Origin of the sequence: Streptomyces sp. NPDC057697, assembly GCF_042799335.1 — a bacterium.
GTDB lineage: Bacteria > Actinomycetota > Actinomycetes > Streptomycetales > Streptomycetaceae > Streptomyces.
Map to the genome: position 1 here is coordinate 14,157 of NZ_JBHVJA010000005.1, position 14,752 is coordinate 28,908.

14 protein-coding genes are annotated in these 14,752 nt (G+C 72.8%); 10 read left to right on the plus strand and 4 right to left on the minus strand.

Annotated features, from left to right (window positions below):
• Positions 1-58: 58 nt before the first annotated feature.
• From rimO to ACFVFH_RS15645, 6 genes are all read left to right on the plus strand, one after another.
• Positions 59-1,528, plus strand: a complete 1,470-nt coding sequence (gene rimO / locus ACFVFH_RS15620; protein ID WP_383768071.1) for a 30S ribosomal protein S12 methylthiotransferase RimO — start codon at positions 59-61, stop codon at positions 1,526-1,528.
• Positions 1,525-2,220, plus strand: a complete 696-nt coding sequence (gene pgsA, locus ACFVFH_RS15625; protein ID WP_383768074.1) for a CDP-diacylglycerol--glycerol-3-phosphate 3-phosphatidyltransferase — start codon at positions 1,525-1,527, stop codon at positions 2,218-2,220. Before rimO ends, pgsA begins: the two co-directional genes overlap by 4 nt.
• The gene (locus ACFVFH_RS15630) at positions 2,217-2,726 is read left to right on the plus strand and encodes a CinA family protein (RefSeq protein ID WP_383768077.1); all 510 of its coding nucleotides are present in this window, start codon (positions 2,217-2,219) and stop codon (positions 2,724-2,726) included. Before pgsA ends, ACFVFH_RS15630 begins: the two co-directional genes overlap by 4 nt.
• A 109-nt stretch (positions 2,727-2,835) precedes the next feature.
• A complete protein-coding gene (locus tag ACFVFH_RS15635) occupies positions 2,836-3,219 on the plus strand; it encodes a helix-turn-helix domain-containing protein (protein ID WP_093539383.1) in 384 nt (127 codons plus the stop codon).
• 230 nt (positions 3,220-3,449) lie between these two features.
• Positions 3,450-3,641 carry a CsbD family protein gene (locus tag ACFVFH_RS15640; protein ID WP_383768080.1) on the plus strand — a complete coding sequence of 64 codons (192 nt, stop codon included), beginning with the start codon at positions 3,450-3,452 and terminating at the stop codon, positions 3,639-3,641.
• A gap of 406 nt (positions 3,642-4,047) precedes the next feature.
• Positions 4,048-4,383 (plus strand): hypothetical protein, encoded by a 336-nt coding sequence (locus ACFVFH_RS15645; RefSeq protein ID WP_383768083.1) that lies wholly within the window; start codon positions 4,048-4,050, stop codon positions 4,381-4,383.
• Here the strand turns inward: ACFVFH_RS15645 and ACFVFH_RS15650 are convergent.
• The 3 genes from ACFVFH_RS15650 to ACFVFH_RS15660 all read right to left on the minus strand — a co-directional run bounded on the left by ACFVFH_RS15650 (position 4,331) and on the right by ACFVFH_RS15660 (position 10,957).
• Positions 4,331-5,095, minus strand: coding sequence for an SDR family NAD(P)-dependent oxidoreductase (locus ACFVFH_RS15650; protein ID WP_383768086.1), 765 nt, complete (start codon positions 5,093-5,095; stop codon positions 4,331-4,333). The two genes, ACFVFH_RS15645 and ACFVFH_RS15650, sit on opposite strands and share 53 nt — an antisense overlap.
• Before the next feature lie 80 nt (positions 5,096-5,175).
• On the minus strand, positions 5,176-5,976 hold the full coding sequence (locus tag ACFVFH_RS15655; protein WP_383768089.1) for a DNA-formamidopyrimidine glycosylase family protein: 801 nt from the start codon (positions 5,974-5,976) through the stop codon (positions 5,176-5,178).
• 313 nt (positions 5,977-6,289) lie between these two features.
• On the minus strand, positions 6,290-10,957 hold the full coding sequence (locus tag ACFVFH_RS15660) for a DEAD/DEAH box helicase (protein ID WP_383768092.1): 4,668 nt from the start codon (positions 10,955-10,957) through the stop codon (positions 6,290-6,292).
• 81 nt (positions 10,958-11,038) lie between these two features.
• Here ACFVFH_RS15660 and ACFVFH_RS15665 point away from each other — a divergent pair, with 81 nt between their 5' ends.
• From ACFVFH_RS15665 to ACFVFH_RS15675, 3 genes are all read left to right on the plus strand, one after another.
• Positions 11,039-11,908 (plus strand): AraC family transcriptional regulator, encoded by an 870-nt coding sequence (locus tag ACFVFH_RS15665; protein WP_383768094.1) that lies wholly within the window; start codon positions 11,039-11,041, stop codon positions 11,906-11,908.
• A gap of 142 nt (positions 11,909-12,050) precedes the next feature.
• Positions 12,051-12,920 (plus strand): AzlC family ABC transporter permease, encoded by an 870-nt coding sequence (locus ACFVFH_RS15670; RefSeq protein ID WP_383768098.1) that lies wholly within the window; start codon positions 12,051-12,053, stop codon positions 12,918-12,920.
• A complete protein-coding gene (locus ACFVFH_RS15675; protein ID WP_072488388.1) occupies positions 12,917-13,222 on the plus strand; it encodes an AzlD domain-containing protein in 306 nt (101 codons plus the stop codon). The genes ACFVFH_RS15670 and ACFVFH_RS15675 overlap by 4 nt, the downstream gene beginning before the upstream one ends.
• 163 nt (positions 13,223-13,385) lie before the next feature.
• Here ACFVFH_RS15675 and ACFVFH_RS15680 read toward each other — a convergent pair whose 3' ends face one another.
• Positions 13,386-14,300, minus strand: coding sequence for a hypothetical protein (locus tag ACFVFH_RS15680; RefSeq protein ID WP_383768102.1), 915 nt, complete (start codon positions 14,298-14,300; stop codon positions 13,386-13,388).
• A gap of 80 nt (positions 14,301-14,380) precedes the next feature.
• Between ACFVFH_RS15680 and ACFVFH_RS15685 the strand changes: the two genes are divergently transcribed.
• Positions 14,381-14,575 (plus strand): DUF3046 domain-containing protein, encoded by a 195-nt coding sequence (locus tag ACFVFH_RS15685; RefSeq protein ID WP_093539374.1) that lies wholly within the window; start codon positions 14,381-14,383, stop codon positions 14,573-14,575.
• Positions 14,576-14,752 lie beyond the last annotated feature (177 nt).

A 14,752-nucleotide genomic window follows, 5' to 3' on the forward strand; every position in this document is an offset into this window, starting at 1 on the left:
TGTAACGGTGGAACCCTGCGCGGCAGGGCGAGTGCCGGGACAAAGTAGTCTTGAGCCCATGCCCGAACGCCGTACCGTCGCCCTTGTCACTCTTGGCTGCGCCCGTAACGAGGTGGACTCGGAGGAGCTCGCAGGCCGCTTGGCAGCGGACGGCTGGGAGCTCGTCCAGGACGCCTCCGACGCGGACGTCGCCGTCGTCAACACCTGTGGATTCGTCGAGGCCGCCAAGAAGGACTCCGTCGACGCCCTGCTCGAAGCCAATGATCTGAAGGACCACGGCAGGACCCAGGCCGTGGTCGCCGTCGGCTGCATGGCCGAGCGCTACGGCAAGGACCTCGCCGAGGCCCTGCCCGAGGCGGACGGCGTCCTCGGCTTCGACGACTACGCCGACATCTCCGACCGCCTCCAGACCATCCTCAACGGCGGCATCCACGCCTCGCACACCCCGCGCGACCGCCGCAAGCTGCTGCCGATCAGCCCGGCCGAGCGGCAGGACGCGGCCGTGGCCCTGCCGGGCCACGCACAGGAGGTGCCCCCGGCCCCCGAGGACCTTCCCGAGGGCGTCGCCCCGGTCTCCGGGCCGCGGGCGCCCCTGCGCCGCCGGCTGGGCACCAGCCCCGTCGCCTCGGTCAAGCTCGCCTCGGGCTGCGACCGCCGCTGCTCCTTCTGCGCCATCCCGTCCTTCCGCGGGTCCTTCATCTCGCGGCGGCCCTCGGACGTGCTGCAGGAGACCCGCTGGCTGGCCGAGCAGGGCGTCAAGGAGGTCATGCTGGTCTCCGAGAACAACACCTCGTACGGCAAGGACCTCGGCGACATCCGCCTGCTGGAGACGCTGCTGCCGGAGCTCGCCGACGTCGAGGGCATCGAGCGGATCCGGGTCAGCTACCTCCAGCCGGCCGAGATGCGGCCCGGCCTGATCGACGTGCTGACCTCGACGCCGAAGGTTGCGCCGTACTTCGACCTGTCCTTCCAGCACTCGGCCCCCGGTGTGCTGCGGGCGATGCGCCGCTTCGGGGACACCGACCGCTTCCTGGAACTGCTGGACACCATCCGGAGCAAGGCGCCGCAGGCCGGTGCCCGCTCCAACTTCATCGTGGGCTTCCCCGGCGAGACCGAGGCCGACCTGGCGGAGCTGGAACGCTTCCTCACCGGTGCCCGGCTCGACGCCATCGGCGTCTTCGGCTACTCCGACGAGGAGGGCACCGAGGCGGTCGGCTACGAGAACAAGCTGGACGCCGACGTCATCGCCGAGCGGCTCGCGCACATCTCGCAGCTGGCCGAGGAGCTGACCTCGCAGCGCGCGGAGGAGCGCCTGGGCGAGTCGCTCCAGGTGCTCGTCGAGTCCGTGGACGACGAGGACGGCGCCGTGGGGCGCGCGGCCCACCAGGCACCCGAGACGGACGGCCAGGTGCTCTTCACCACACGCGAGGGCCTGGTACCCGGCCTTATGGTCGAGGCAAAGGTCGTGGGCACCGAAGGAGTGGATCTGGTGGCCGAGTGTTCCGAGCTCGTGGAGGCAGCCAGATGACGGGAGCCCCGGCATCCGCGGCAGGCGGCTCCGGCGCGAAGCCGGTCCGCGGCGGCAAGCTGGGCACCGCGGCCGTCAATCAGGCCAGCCTGTGGAACATCGCCAATCTGCTCACCATGCTGCGGCTGGTGCTGGTGCCCGGCTTCGTGCTGCTGCTGCTGCACAACGGCGGGTACGACCCGGCCTGGCGGTCGTTCGCCTGGGCGGCCTTCGCCATCGCCATGATCACCGACCTGTTCGACGGTCATCTGGCGCGCACCTACAACCTGGTCACCGACTTCGGGAAGATCGCCGACCCGATCGCGGACAAGGCGATCATGGGCGCGGCGCTGATCTGCCTCTCGTACCTCGGCGATCTGCCCTGGTGGGTCACGGGCGTGATCCTCTTCCGGGAGATCGGCATCACGCTGATGCGCTTCTGGGTGATACGGCATGCGGTGATTCCGGCCAGTCGTGGCGGCAAGATGAAGACCCTGGCGCAGGGGACGGCCGTCGGGATGTACGTCCTGGCGCTGACCGGTCCGCTCGCCACCCTGCGCTTCTGGGTGATGGCGGTGGCCGTCGTGCTGACGGTCCTCACCGGCCTCGACTATGTGCGCCAGGCCGTCGTGCTGCGTCGCAAGGGGCTCGCGGCCGAGCGGGCCGCCGCGGCGGTCGCGGGAAGCCGCGGTTCGGCGGAGGCCGAGCGGTGACCGCCGCGGCCAGGGTGCTGGAGCTGCTCGGGGAGCGGGGGGAGACCCTTGCCGTCGCCGAGTCGCTGACCGGCGGGCTGGTCGCGGCGGAGCTGACGTCGGTGCCGGGTGCCTCGCAGTCCTTCCGGGGCTCCCTGACGGCGTACGCGACGCCCCTGAAGCGGGATGTCCTGGGGGTGGACGGCGCTCTGCTGGCGGAGCGCGGTGCGGTCGACCCGGAGGTGGCGCGGCAGATGGCTGCCGGTGTGCGCCGGGTTCTCGGGGCGGACTGGGGTGTGGCGACCACGGGGGTGGCCGGCCCCGAACCCCAGGACGGCAAGGCCGTGGGCACGGTCTACGTGGCGGTGGCCGGGCCGGAGGGCGTGGAGAATATGGCACGGCTGAGGTTGAACGGCGGACGGGCGGACATCCGTAGAGAGAGCGTACGGAGCGTGCTCGAACTGCTCTCCGCCGAACTCGGCAGGAACGCAAGGGCACAGGATACGGAACAGAACGGGGGGAATTGATGTTTGCAGCCCTGAGTGAACACGACATCGCTCCCCGCACGGCCGCGGCGCGAGGCGGTACGGTGGGGCGTGAAGGATGCGGCTACGCGGTCCGAGGAGGGAGCCACCGATGATTCTGCTCCGTCGCCTGCTTGGTGACGTGCTGCGTCGGCAGCGCCAGCGCCAAGGCCGTACTCTGCGCGAAGTCTCCTCGTCCGCCCGAGTCTCGCTCGGCTATCTCTCCGAGGTGGAGCGGGGGCAGAAGGAGGCATCCTCCGAGCTGCTCTCCGCCATTTGCGACGCGCTTGACGTACGGATGTCCGAGCTCATGCGTGAAGTGAGCGACGAGCTGTCGCTGGCCGAACTGGCCGAGTCGGCAGCAGCCAGCGATCCGGTACCTGTGCCGGTGCGCCCGATGCTCAATTCCGTCTCCGTGACCTCGGTGGCAGGTGTGCCGTCGGGCCGGGTGACCATCAAGGCGCCCACGGAAGCGGTGGATGTCGTCGCCGCCTGACCCTTGCGGTCCGGTGTGCAGTGAGCCCCGGTCGTCCCCTTGAGGGGCGGCCGGGGCTTTTGCGTGCGCGCGGTGAGGAGGGAGAGACGCGGTGGAGTGGCCGGGGCTGTTGCTCGGCGGCTGCTCCCGGGCGTCGGATCGGATGACTCTCGAATGACCATTTTGTTCTATTTGTGACATCGTGGGTCGTGCTGAACGGCAGGACCGTTCCCCTACCCGAAGGAGTCGCAATGGTTGACGAAGGCGCCAAGGACAAGCTCAAGGGCAAGGCCAAGGAGGCCATGGGCAAGATGACCGGCGACCGGCGCAAGCAGGCCGAAGGCAAGGCGGACCAGGTCAAGGGCCAGGCCAAGGAAGCCATGGGCAAGGCCGAGGAGCGCGCGAAGAGCATGAAGGACTCGCCGCGTCGCGACGACCACTGACCGCGTTCACCGGGCCCCCACGCGAAACGGTGGGGGCCCGGTGGTGCCATGGCGCCGCTCGTTCTGGATGCGGACCGGGGGATGCCGGGCGAGACTGCGGAGAGTGGAACGCCGGCCGGTGGGATCGCGGCGCGATCGCCTGCCCGGCCGCGTGCTGCACCGGAGGGCTCCTGGTCGGGGCTGGTTCGCGGTCCGGTGCCGGTGCTTGTCCGGTTCCGTGCCGGAGGGCTCCTCGCCGGGGCGGGTTCGCGGTCCGGTGCCGGAGGGCTCTTCGTCGGAGCGGGTGCCCGGGAGCCCCGGGTGAGCGTGCGATGGTCTGCGGCCGCGCCCGTCGCGCCGGTGGTGCGCCGATGCGCCCTCCCGCTGGGCGAGCGCGCCGCACTAGGTTCGGCCGGAGGAGGCAGCCATGGTACGGCGATGGGTGCCGGCGCTCGTTCTCGGCGGGGTGTGGTGGTGGGCCGTGCTGCGGCTCGTACTGGAACCGGCCCATGCGGGGCTCGTCGAGGGTGCGGTGGCGGCAGGTGGGTGGGGGCTGAGTCTGCTGCCCGTGCATGCGGCCGCGACTGCGGGGCCGGCGGCTGCGGGCGACGGCGGCGACGGGGCGGCGGCCTGGTGGTCGGTGGCCGGTGTGCGGTGGGCCGGCCGTTGGGCAGCTGCGGGGGCCCGATGTGCGGAGCGGGGGCGGCGGGCTACCAAGGCATGGCTACGCCGCCGTTCGGGCGGAGGATCTGGCCGGTCATGAAGGCCGAGGCGTCGGAAGCGAGATGGAGCACGGTGTGGGCCACGTCCTCGGGCTCGCCCACCCGCCCGAGCGGGGAGATCCGCGCCATCGTCGCCTCCACCCGCTGCTGGTGGTCGGCGTCGTGGCGGGCGGTCATCGGCGTACGGATCCAGCCCGGGGCGACGGCGTTCACGCGGATCGCGTGCGGCCCCAGTTCGGTCGCGAGCGTCTTCGTCAGCTGGACGACGGCCGCCTTGGCCACGCTGTAGCAGAACAGTCCCTGACCGGCGGAGTCGACCGCTCCCGAGGCCATGGTGATCAGTGAGCCGGGGGCGCCGCGCGCGATCATGGACCGGGCCACCGACCGGCAGGCGTGCAGCACCCCCTTGAAGTTGACCGCGAGGACGCGGTCGAGATCCTCGTCGGTGGTCTCCAGGACGCTGCTCGTGTGCATGATTCCGGCGACGGCGGCCAGGATGTCGAGATCGCCCGCCTCGCTCACCGCGGCCTCGACCCGGCTGCGGTCGGTGACATCGAGGAGGTGCACATAGGATGTGCCGCCCGCCTCGGTGATCAGCCGCCGGGTCTCCAGCAGGCCCTTCTCGTCGAGGTCCGCGCAGTGCGCGGTGGCGCCCGCGGTCGCGAGCAGGATGGCGCAGGCGCGGCCGATGCCGCCTGCCGCGCCGGTGACGAACGCGGAGCGGCCGGTGAGGTCGTACGCGGTGAGGGGCATGAGCGGACGGTACGACCGTATCTGACGGTGCGTCAACTGTTGTGGCGGTCCGGGAGTCCGGGAGTCCGGGAGTCCGGGCTTCAGGGCGTGGGGCCGGACTGGCAGCGCGGGCACCAGTAGGTGGGGCGGGTGTCCTGATCTGCGCTGCGGATGGGGGTGCCGCAGCGCAGACACGGGCGGCCGGCCCTGCCGTAGACCCAGAGCCGTTCCCTCGGGGCGGGGCCGCGCGGGGCCGTGCTCGTGGTCGTCCGGCGGGGGCGGTCGCGGTTGGCTTCGAGCAGTTGCTTGGCCGTCGTGACCAGGAGGGCGGCGGTGGGAGCGGCCAGGTCACCGACGGCGAGCCAGGGGGTGGCGCGGGCCAGGAAGCAGAGCTCGGACTTGTAGACGTTGCCGATTCCGGCCAGATTGCGCTGGTCCAGGAGGGCTTCGCCGAGGGGGCGGCCCGGGACGGCGAGCAGATTGCGCAACGCGGCGTCGGGGTCCCAGTCCGGGCCCAGCAGATCGGGGCCGAGATGCCCGACCGCCTTCTGCTCGTCCCGGGTGCGGAGGAGTTCGAGTACGGGCAGTCGGTAGCCGACCGCGGTGTGCTCCGCGTTGGCGAGGACGGCGCGGATCTGGTGGGCGGGGCCGCCGCGCCAGCGCTCGCCGGGGGCGTAGACGCGCCAGGCGCCGTCCATCCGGAGGTGGCTGTGCAGGGTGAGGCCGCCCTCGATGCGGGTGAGGAGGTGCTTGCCGCGCGGGACGACGTCCAGAACCGTCCGGCCGGTGAGATCGGCGGTGGCGAACCGGGGGACCCGCAGGTCGGAGTGGGTGAGGACCTGACCGGCGAGCGCGGTGCGCAGACGTCCGGCCGTCTGTAGGACGGTGTCTCCTTCGGGCATGCCTCCATGATGCGGGGTGGGGTGGGTGGGACGGGTGAGGCGAGCGTGGTGGGTGAGCGGGGCGTGAGTGTGGCTGTGCGTCGTGTTGTGGGGCGCGGGGTGGGGCGGGCGGGACGGGTGAGGTGAGCGGGGTGTGGGCGTGGGCGCGGATGTGCGTCGTGGTGTAGGCGGTGGGGCGTGGTCTAGGCGATGGGGCGGGGCGATGCGCCGGGCGTTGATGCGTCGGCTCGATGGTGGGGCGTGGCGATGTGCCGGGCGTTGGTGCGTCGGCGCGGTGGTGGGTGTGCCTGGGCGTGGCGGACGGGCCGGTGGTTCAGGCGCGGAGTCTCAGCCCTCTCGGGGTGGCGAGGAAACCGGCCGCTTCCAGCGTGCGACCGAGCGGGGAGGTCAGTGACGGGGCGCCGTTGGTGCGCTCCACCGTGACCGTGCCGAGCGCCCCCGCGCGGGCGGCCGCCGCCAGCGCCCCGGCCGCGGCGAGGAGGGCGGGGTCGTCCGGGTCGGTCGGCCAGGCGAGCAGGGTCTTGCCGCCGCGCTCCATGTACATCGCCAGCTCGCCGTCGACCAGCACCACCAGGGCGCCCGCCTTGCGGCCCGGCTTGTGTCCGGCGCCGTCCGGCGGCTCGGGCCACGGCAGGGCGGCGCCGTAGGCGTTGGCGGGGTCCGCCGCGGCGAGGACCAGGGCGTGGGGGGCGGCACCCGGCTCCGCACGATCGCGGGCGGTGGAGGTGGCGCGCAGCCGGTCCACCGCGCCGTCCATCGCGAACTGTGCCGCGCCCAGCCCTTCGACCACATAGCCCCGCCGGGCCTGGCCGTTGTCCTCGAAGGCGGACAGGACGCGGTACGTCGCGGAGAAGCCGCCCTCGACGCCCTCGGCCTGGACCGCGCCGCGCGTCACCACCCCGTGGCGGTCGAGCAGGGTGCGGGCCAGGGCATGGGCACGGTGTGTGGGGTCGGGCTCGATGGCGGGCAGCAGGGACCACCGGCCCGAGACGGTGGGCGGGCCGGTGCGGGACGTGGGACGGGCGGCGGCGGTGAGGGAGCCGTAGCGTCCGCGTGGGACGCTGCGTCTGGCGCGGTGGGCGGTCGACCCCGCTGTGCGGCCGGAACCGAGCAGCGAACGCAGCGGGGCGAGCGTGTCATTGGTGAGCCGGCCCGACCAGGCCAGCTCCCATACGGCGTCCGCCAGTTGCGGATCGGTGCAGTCCGGGTGGGTGGTGGCGCGGACCTGATCGGCGATCTGCCGGAAGAACAGTCCGTATCCACCGCTCAGGGCCGTCAGAACGGATTCGTGCAACGCGCTGAGCTCCAGCGGGTGCGGGGGCGGGAGGAGCAGGGGCGCGCTGTCGGCGAGGTAGAGCGACAGCCAGCCGTCCTTGCCGGGGAGCGCTCCGGCGCCGGCCCAGACGACCTCGCCGGTGGTGGTCAGCTCGTCGAGCAGCGCGGGAGTGTAGTCCGTGACCCGGCCCGGAAGGATCAGCTTCTCCAGCGCCGATGCCGGGACGGGGGCGCCCTGCAACTGTTCGATGGCGCGGGCCAGTCCGTCGATTCCGCGCAGGCTGTTGCTGCCGAGGTGCTGCCACTGCGGCAGGAAGCCGGCCAGCGCGGCGGGCGGGACCGGCTCCAGCTCGTGGCGGAGTGCGGCGAGCGAACGGCGGCGCAACCGGCGCAACACGGTGGCGTCGCACCATTCCTGGCCGATCCCGGCGGGATGGAACTCGCCCTGCACGATCCGGCCGGAGGCGGAGAGCCGTTGCAGCGCCCCGTCCGTGACGGCGGTGCCGAGGCCGAAGCGGGTGGCGGCCCCGGTGGAGGTGAACGGGCCGTGTGTACGGGCGTATCGGCCGAGGAGATCGCCCAGGGGGTCCTTCACCGGCTCGGTGAACGCCTCGGGGACACCGACCGGGAGCGCGGTGCCCAGCGCGTCGCGCAGACGGCCCGCGTCCTCGATCGCGGCCCAGTGGTCCGCGCCGCCGATCCGGACCCGGATGGCCCGGCGGGCGGTGGACAGCTCTCCGGCCCATGACCGTTCGGCGCCGCGCTGGGCCAACTCCTCGTCGGTGAGCGGGCCGAGGACCCGAAGGAGGTCGGCGACGCCTTCGACGTCCTTGATCCGGCGGTCCTCGGTCAGCCACTGGAGCTCCTGCTCCAGCTCGGTCAGGACGTCCGCGTCGAGCAGCTCGCGCAGCTCCGCCCGGCCGAGGAGCTCGGCCAGGAGGTGGGAGTCGAGGGAGAGGGCGGCGGCGCGCCGCTCGGCCAGGGGCGAGTCGCCCTCGTACAGGAACTGGGCGACGTAGCCGAACAGGAGCGAGCGTGCGAAGGGCGAGGGCTCCGGGGTGGTCACCTCGACCAGCCGGACGCGGCGGGCTTCGAGGTCGCCCATGAGTTCTGTGAGGCCGGGGACGTCGAAGACGTCCTGGAGGCATTCGCGGACCGCCTCCAGGACGATCGGGAAGGAGCCGAACTCCGATGCGACCTGGAGCAGTTGCGCGGCGCGCTGGCGCTGCTGCCAGAGCGGGGTGCGCTTGCCGGGGCTGCGGCGCGGCAGCAGCAGGGCGCGGGCCGCGCACTCGCGGAACCGGGAGGCGAACAGCGCCGAACCGCCGACCTGGTCGGTGACGATCCCGCCGATCTCGCCCTGGTCGAACGTCACGTCAGCCGCGCCGACGGGTGGCTGGTCGGCGTCGTACGAGAGGGGCGGCGAGGGCGCCGGATCCCGGCCCGGCCCCTGGGCGAGGTCCTGCGCGGGATCGAAGTCCAGGAGGTCCAGGCCCATCAGGTCGGCATCGGGGAGCCGCAGCACGATGCCGTCGTCGGCATGCATCACCTGGGCGTCCATGCCGTACCGCTCGGCGAGACGGGCGCTGAGCGCCAGCGCCCACGGCGCGTGCACCTGGGCGCCGAACGGCGAGTGGACCACGACCCGCCAGTCGCCCAGCTCGTCACGGAAACGCTCGACGAGGATGGTCCGGTCGTCCGGCACATGGCCGCAGGCACGGCGCTGCTCGTCGATGTACGACAGGGTGTTGTCGGCGGCCCAGGCATCGAGACCGGCGGCGCGCAGGCGTTCCCGGGCGTCGTCGGGCGACAGCCCGCCGATCTCACGGAGGAACGCCCCCAGCGCACGCCCCAGCTCCAGCGGACGGCCCAGCTGGTCGCCCTTCCAGAACGGCAGCCGGCCGGGGACACCGGGGGCGGGCGAGACCAGGACCCGGTCGCGGGTGATGTCCTCGATCCGCCAGGACGTGGTGCCGAGCGTGAAGACATCGCCCACCCGGGACTCGTAGACCATCTCCTCGTCGAGCTCGCCCACCCGGCCGCCGCCCTTCTTCGGGTCGGCGCCCGCGAGGAAGACCCCGAAGAGCCCCCGGTCGGGGATCGTTCCCCCGGAGGTGACGGCGAGCCGCTGCGCACCCGGGCGGCCTGTGACCGTACCGGCGACCCGGTCCCAGACCACGCGTGGGCGCAGCTCGGCGAAGGCGTCGGAGGGGTAGCGGCCGGCGAGCATGTCCAGCACGGCGGTGAACGCGGACTCGGGCAGCGAGGCGAAGGGGGCGGCGCGGCGGACCGTCGCCAGCAGGTCGTCCGCCTGCCAGCTGTCCAGCGCGACCATGGCGACCAGCTGCTGGGCCAGCACGTCCAGGGGGTTGGAGGGGACCCGGAGCGCCTCGATGGAGCCTTCGCGCATCCGCTCGGTGACCACGGCCGCCTGCACCAGATCGCCCCGGTACTTGGGGAAGACCACGCCGGTGGAGACCGCACCGACCTGGTGCCCGGCCCGGCCGACCCGTTGCAGGCCGGAGGCGACCGACGGCGGGGACTCCACCTGGATCACGAGATCGACCGCCCCCATGTCGATGCCCAGCTCCAGACTGGAGGTGGCGACGACGGCGGGCAGCCGGCCCGCTTTGAGGTCCTCCTCCACCTGGGCGCGCTGTTCCTTGGAGACCGAGCCGTGGTGGGCGCGGGCGAGCAGCGCGGGGGCGCCTTTCGCGGCACCGGACTCGGCCATGATCTCGGCGGGGGAGTGGGACTCGGTGAGCGTCTCGCCGGTGAGCCGCTCGTACGCGATCTCGTTGAGGCGGTTGCACAGCCGCTCGGCGAGGCGGCGGGAATTGGCGAAGACGATGGTGGAGCGGTGCTTCTGGACGAGATCGACGATCCGCTCCTCGACATGCGGCCAGATCGACGGCTTGTCCGCCTGTCCCGCCTGGTCGGGGTCGGTGGCGGGGGAGCCGCCGAGCTCGCCCAGATCCTCGACCGGCACCACCACCGACAGGTCGAACCGCTTGGTGGACGGCGGCTGGACGATCTCCGCCTTGCGCCGGGGCGAGAGGAAGCGCGCCACCTCGTCGACCGGCCGGACCGTCGCCGACAGGCCGATCCGCCGTGCGGGACGCGGCAGCAGTTCGTCCAGGCGCTCCAGCGAAAGGGCGAGGTGGGCGCCCCGCTTCGTGCCCGCCACGGCGTGCACCTCGTCGAGGATCACCGTCTCGACACCGGACAGCGCTTCCCGGGCGGACGAGGTCAGCATCAGGAACAGCGATTCGGGCGTGGTGATCAGGATGTCCGGCGGGCGGGTCGCCATCGAGCGGCGCTCGGCGGGCGGGGTGTCGCCGGAGCGGATCCCCACCCGGACCTCGGGCTCGGGCAGCCCCAGACGCACCGACTCCTGGCGGATGCCGGTCAGCGGGGACCGGAGGTTGCGCTCGACGTCGACCGCGAGCGCCTTGAGGGGCGACACGTACAGCACCCGGCAGCGCTTCCTGGCCTCGGCGGGCGGTGGCACGGACGCCAGGGCGTCCAGCGCGGCGAGGAACGCGGCGAGGGTCTTGCCGGAACCGGTCGGTGCGACGACCAGCACGTCCGAGCCCTCGCCGATCGCGCGCCAGGCACCCTCCTGCGCGGCGGTGGGCGCGCTGAAGGCACCCGCGAACCAACCGCGGGTCGCGGGCGAGAACGAATCGAGCGCAGAGCCGGCCATGTCCCCCATCGTGCACCCCGGCACTGACAACGGCCCCGGCGGCAGTCGGCGGACCCGCCCCGGAGCTGCGAGAATCCGTCCATGGGGGCGATACCGGAGCCGGGATCGAGGGAGTGGGCGAGGCACTGGCAGTACGCGGAACTGCCCGACCTCGACCTGCTCCGTGCCCGGTATGTGCGTCACACCTTCCCGCGCCACAGCCACGAGGGCTATGTCTTCGGAACCATCAGCCGGGGCGTGGAGGACATCGGTCTGCCGGGCGGCACCGTCCACGCCGGGCCCGGCACCGTCGTCATGATCAATCCGGAGGTGCCGCACACCGCCCGCGCGGGCGTGCCCGAGGGCTGGGTGTACGCCACGCTCTATCCGTCCTCGCAGGTGGTCAACGACATCGCGGCCGAGACGACGAGCCTGCGGGGCACGGTCGGATTCGCCGAGACCAGTGTCGTGGACCCGTACGCGGCCCGGCTGATCGACGAGGTCCACCGCGCGGCCGAGGAGGGCAACGCGCTCGCCGCCGACACCTTGCTGAGGATCATGGTCACACGGCTGCTCGACCGGCACGGCAGCACGCTGCCCGCCCGCGCACCCCGCTCGGCGGGAGCGCGCGACGCGGCGCGGGCCCGTGCGGTGCTGGAGGGCAGGATGGCGGCGCCGCCCACCCTGGAGGCGCTGGCCGCCGAGCTCGGCACCAGCCCGTTCGCACTGCTGAGGGCCTTCAAGAAGCAGTACGGGATGCCGCCCCACGCCTGGCTCACCGATGCCCGGGTGCGGGCGGCGCGGCGGATGCTCGACGCGGGGACGGCGCCCTCGGAAGCGGCCGCCGAGGTCGGTTTCACCGACCAGCCGCATCTCAACCGTCACTTCACCCGGATCGTGGGGGTGCCACCCGGCGCGTACCAGCGTGAACGTGCAAGAACGTACAAGACTGATCTCGATCTGCCCACGTAGCGTTCCGGTCGTGGCAGAACAGATAACACTCCCAGAGGGCGCCGACGCATCGGCAGGCGCACCCCGCGGCAGCACGAGCGGCCCCGGCGCCAAGCCGGACACGGCAGGCGCGAATCCCGACGCGGCCGGTACGACGCGGGACGTGACCGCTACGGCGCCGGACGCGACCGGTACGAAGCCGGACGCGGCCGTCGTGCGCGACGCGCTCGGTGTCGGCATAGCCGTGGGGCTCTCCGGCTTCGCCTTCGGTGTGACCTCGGCCGGCTCCGGACTGAGCCTGCTGCAGACCTGCGCGCTCAGCCTCGCCGTCTTCACCGGCGCCTCGCAGTTCGCCCTCGTCGGGGCCCTTGCCGCGGGCGGCAACCCGTACACCGCTGCCGCCGGGGCCTTCTTCCTCGGCGTGCGCAATTCGTTCTACAGCCTGCGGCTGTCGCAGCTCCTGGCGCTCCCCCGGGGGTTGCGCCCCTTCGCCGCCCAGTGGGTCATCGACGAGACGAGCGCCGTGACGCTGTCGCAGCCGACCCGGAGGACGGCTCGGATCGGCTTCGCCGTCACGGGGCTGACCTTGTACGTGCTGTGGAACCTGACCACCTTGCTGGGGGCCCTCGGTGCCGAGGCGCTGGGCGACACCGATGCCTGGGGGCTGGACGCGGCATCACCGGCGGTCTTCCTGGCCCTGCTCGCGCCGATGCTGAAGAGCACCGCCGAACGGGCCACCGCCGCCCTCGCGGTCCTGCTCGCGCTCGGCCTGCTGCCCGTACTGCCCGCGGGCGTCCCCGTCCTGCTGTCCGCGCTCGCCGCACCCGCCGTCCTCTTCCTGAGCGGACGCCGGAAGGGCACGGACCGGGAAACGGCCCCTACCAAGGGGAACGGGGGAACGGCCCCGACCAAGAAGGACCGGGGGAAGGACCCCACCAGGAAGAACCGGGAAACGCCCACCGCGGAAGGGAACCGGGAAGCGGCCGGCGCACAGGAGGGCCGGGGAACGGTCACCACGGAGGAGAACCGATGAACGTCTGGATCGCCATCGCGCTGACCGCCGTCGGCTGCTACCTCGCCAAGCTGCTCGGGCTGCTGGTGCCCGCCGGTGTGCTGGAACGCCCGCTCGCCCAGCGTCTCGCCGCGCTCCTGCCCGTGGCGCTCCTGGCCGCCCTCACCGCGCAGCAGACCTTCGGCGACGGGCAGCACCTGGCGCTGGACGCCCGGGGCGCCGGGCTCGCCGCGGCGGCGCTCGCACTGGTCCTGCGTGCGCCCTTCCTCGTGGTCGTGGGCTCCGCCGTGGCCGTCACCGCAGGAGTACGTGCCCTCGGCTAGGCAAGCCCGTACACGGGGCCCGCGTGCGGCTCGCCGTACCGGTACCGCCGCCGCACATGGAGGCCCGCGTGCGGCGGGGGCCCGGCCCACCGGTCCGGACCCCCGCCGCACGCGCAGGCCCCGAGCGCCGTTCGCCGTACGGTGCCGGCTCCGAGCCGGGGGTTCAGTCGAGGCTGCGCCCATGGGCGCGCAGCGTCAGGAGTGCCTTGAGCGTCACCAGGGGCCGCCCCTCCAGCGCAGTCCCTGGCGCCCACTGCCGCCAGTTGACCGGCCAGCCACCGTCCTCCCGCTGCTCGGAAGCGAGGTGATCGAGCGAGCGGGACAGCTCCTCGTCGGTGAACCAGCGACGGGCGAGCGACTCGGGCGTACGGGCGTAGTCGTACGGGAAGTGCTGCTCGCCCGGCGCGTATCCGGCCGCGACGGGGTACTCGGCGCGCCGCTCCGGATCCAGTACCGCGAGCCGCTGATCCCGCACCAGCCGCCCGAGCCGGTCGGCCGCCGCCTCGGCCCGCGCCCGGTCCGGAGCGCCGTCCAGGAAGGCGAGCGCCGCCTCGATCTCGTACGGATGGGACCGGTCCAGCGCGTCCACCGCGGCCCAGCAGAAGTCGGTGGCCCGGAACAGCCACGCGTGCCACACCGCGTTGCGATGCAGCAGCCCGACGACGGGCCCGGTGGTCAGCAGCTCCGCCGGAGGGTCGTCGACGATCGGGATGAACGGCGCGGCGGGATAGCCGCGCTGGGTCGGCAGGAGAGCCGGCAGCGCGCCCTCCTTGGTCGACACCTCGGTGAGGAAGCGGCAGATCCGCTCCACCCGCAGACCGTCGCAGCGCCCGATGGAGTCCAGCACGTTCAGCGCGTGTGCGGTGTGCAGTGGCTGACTGACGGGGCCGCGCAGATCGGGTTCGAGCGCGTTCCCGTAACCGCCGTCCTCGTTCAGATAGGCGGCGAGTGCGGTTTCCACGGCGTCCGCACTTCCTTGCAGGAAGTGATGGGCGAACCGCCGCTGTTCCAGGACGCGGGCCGTGAGCCAGATGAACTGCTCGGCGCGATTGAGGGGACTTGTTCCGGTTCCAGCCATGGACCGACCGTAGGCCGGTAAGCGCTCTCGGCAGGTCGTAGCGGCCCCGGCTGCACTCTCAGGAGCGCGATACTGGGGTCATGCGGTTGACGATTTTCTGGGAACGGATGGCGGACCACTTCGGCGCGGGGTACGCGGACTCCTTCGCGCGCGATCATGTGATGTCCGAGCTCGACGGCCAGACCGTGCACCAGGCGCTGGCCGCGGGGTGGGAGACCAAGGACGTCTGGCGCGGTGTCTGCACGGCGGTCGGCATCCCCGCCGACAAGCGCTGACACCGGGGCCGCACCGTGGGTCCGCCGCGTCGGACCCGCTCCGGTTCGCGGCACTCCGGCAGGCGGGCCCGCACCGATTCCCGGCCCGTCAGCAGCCGGACCTGTGCCGTTGTCCGGGGCGGGCGGTTGTTCGTCACGGTCGTAGGCGAGACTGGAACCGTGGCACCGACAGACGAG

Coding starts and splice junctions, on each gene's coding strand:
- rimO (WP_383768071.1), top strand. CDS start 59: ATGCCCGAACGCCGTACCGTCGCCCTTGTCACTCTTGGCTGCGCCCGT.
- pgsA (WP_383768074.1), top strand. CDS start 1,525: ATGACGGGAGCCCCGGCATCCGCGGCAGGCGGCTCCGGCGCGAAGCCG.
- ACFVFH_RS15635 (WP_093539383.1), top strand. CDS start 2,836: ATGATTCTGCTCCGTCGCCTGCTTGGTGACGTGCTGCGTCGGCAGCGC.
- ACFVFH_RS15640 (WP_383768080.1), top strand. CDS start 3,450: ATGGTTGACGAAGGCGCCAAGGACAAGCTCAAGGGCAAGGCCAAGGAG.
- ACFVFH_RS15645 (WP_383768083.1), top strand. CDS start 4,048: ATGGTACGGCGATGGGTGCCGGCGCTCGTTCTCGGCGGGGTGTGGTGG.
- ACFVFH_RS15650 (WP_383768086.1), bottom strand. CDS start 5,095: ATGCCCCTCACCGCGTACGACCTCACCGGCCGCTCCGCGTTCGTCACC.
- ACFVFH_RS15655 (WP_383768089.1), bottom strand. CDS start 5,976: ATGCCCGAAGGAGACACCGTCCTACAGACGGCCGGACGTCTGCGCACC.
- ACFVFH_RS15660 (WP_383768092.1), bottom strand. CDS start 10,957: ATGGCCGGCTCTGCGCTCGATTCGTTCTCGCCCGCGACCCGCGGTTGG.
- ACFVFH_RS15665 (WP_383768094.1), top strand. CDS start 11,039: ATGGGGGCGATACCGGAGCCGGGATCGAGGGAGTGGGCGAGGCACTGG.
- ACFVFH_RS15675 (WP_072488388.1), top strand. CDS start 12,917: ATGAACGTCTGGATCGCCATCGCGCTGACCGCCGTCGGCTGCTACCTC.
- ACFVFH_RS15680 (WP_383768102.1), bottom strand. CDS start 14,300: ATGGCTGGAACCGGAACAAGTCCCCTCAATCGCGCCGAGCAGTTCATC.
- ACFVFH_RS15685 (WP_093539374.1), top strand. CDS start 14,381: ATGCGGTTGACGATTTTCTGGGAACGGATGGCGGACCACTTCGGCGCG.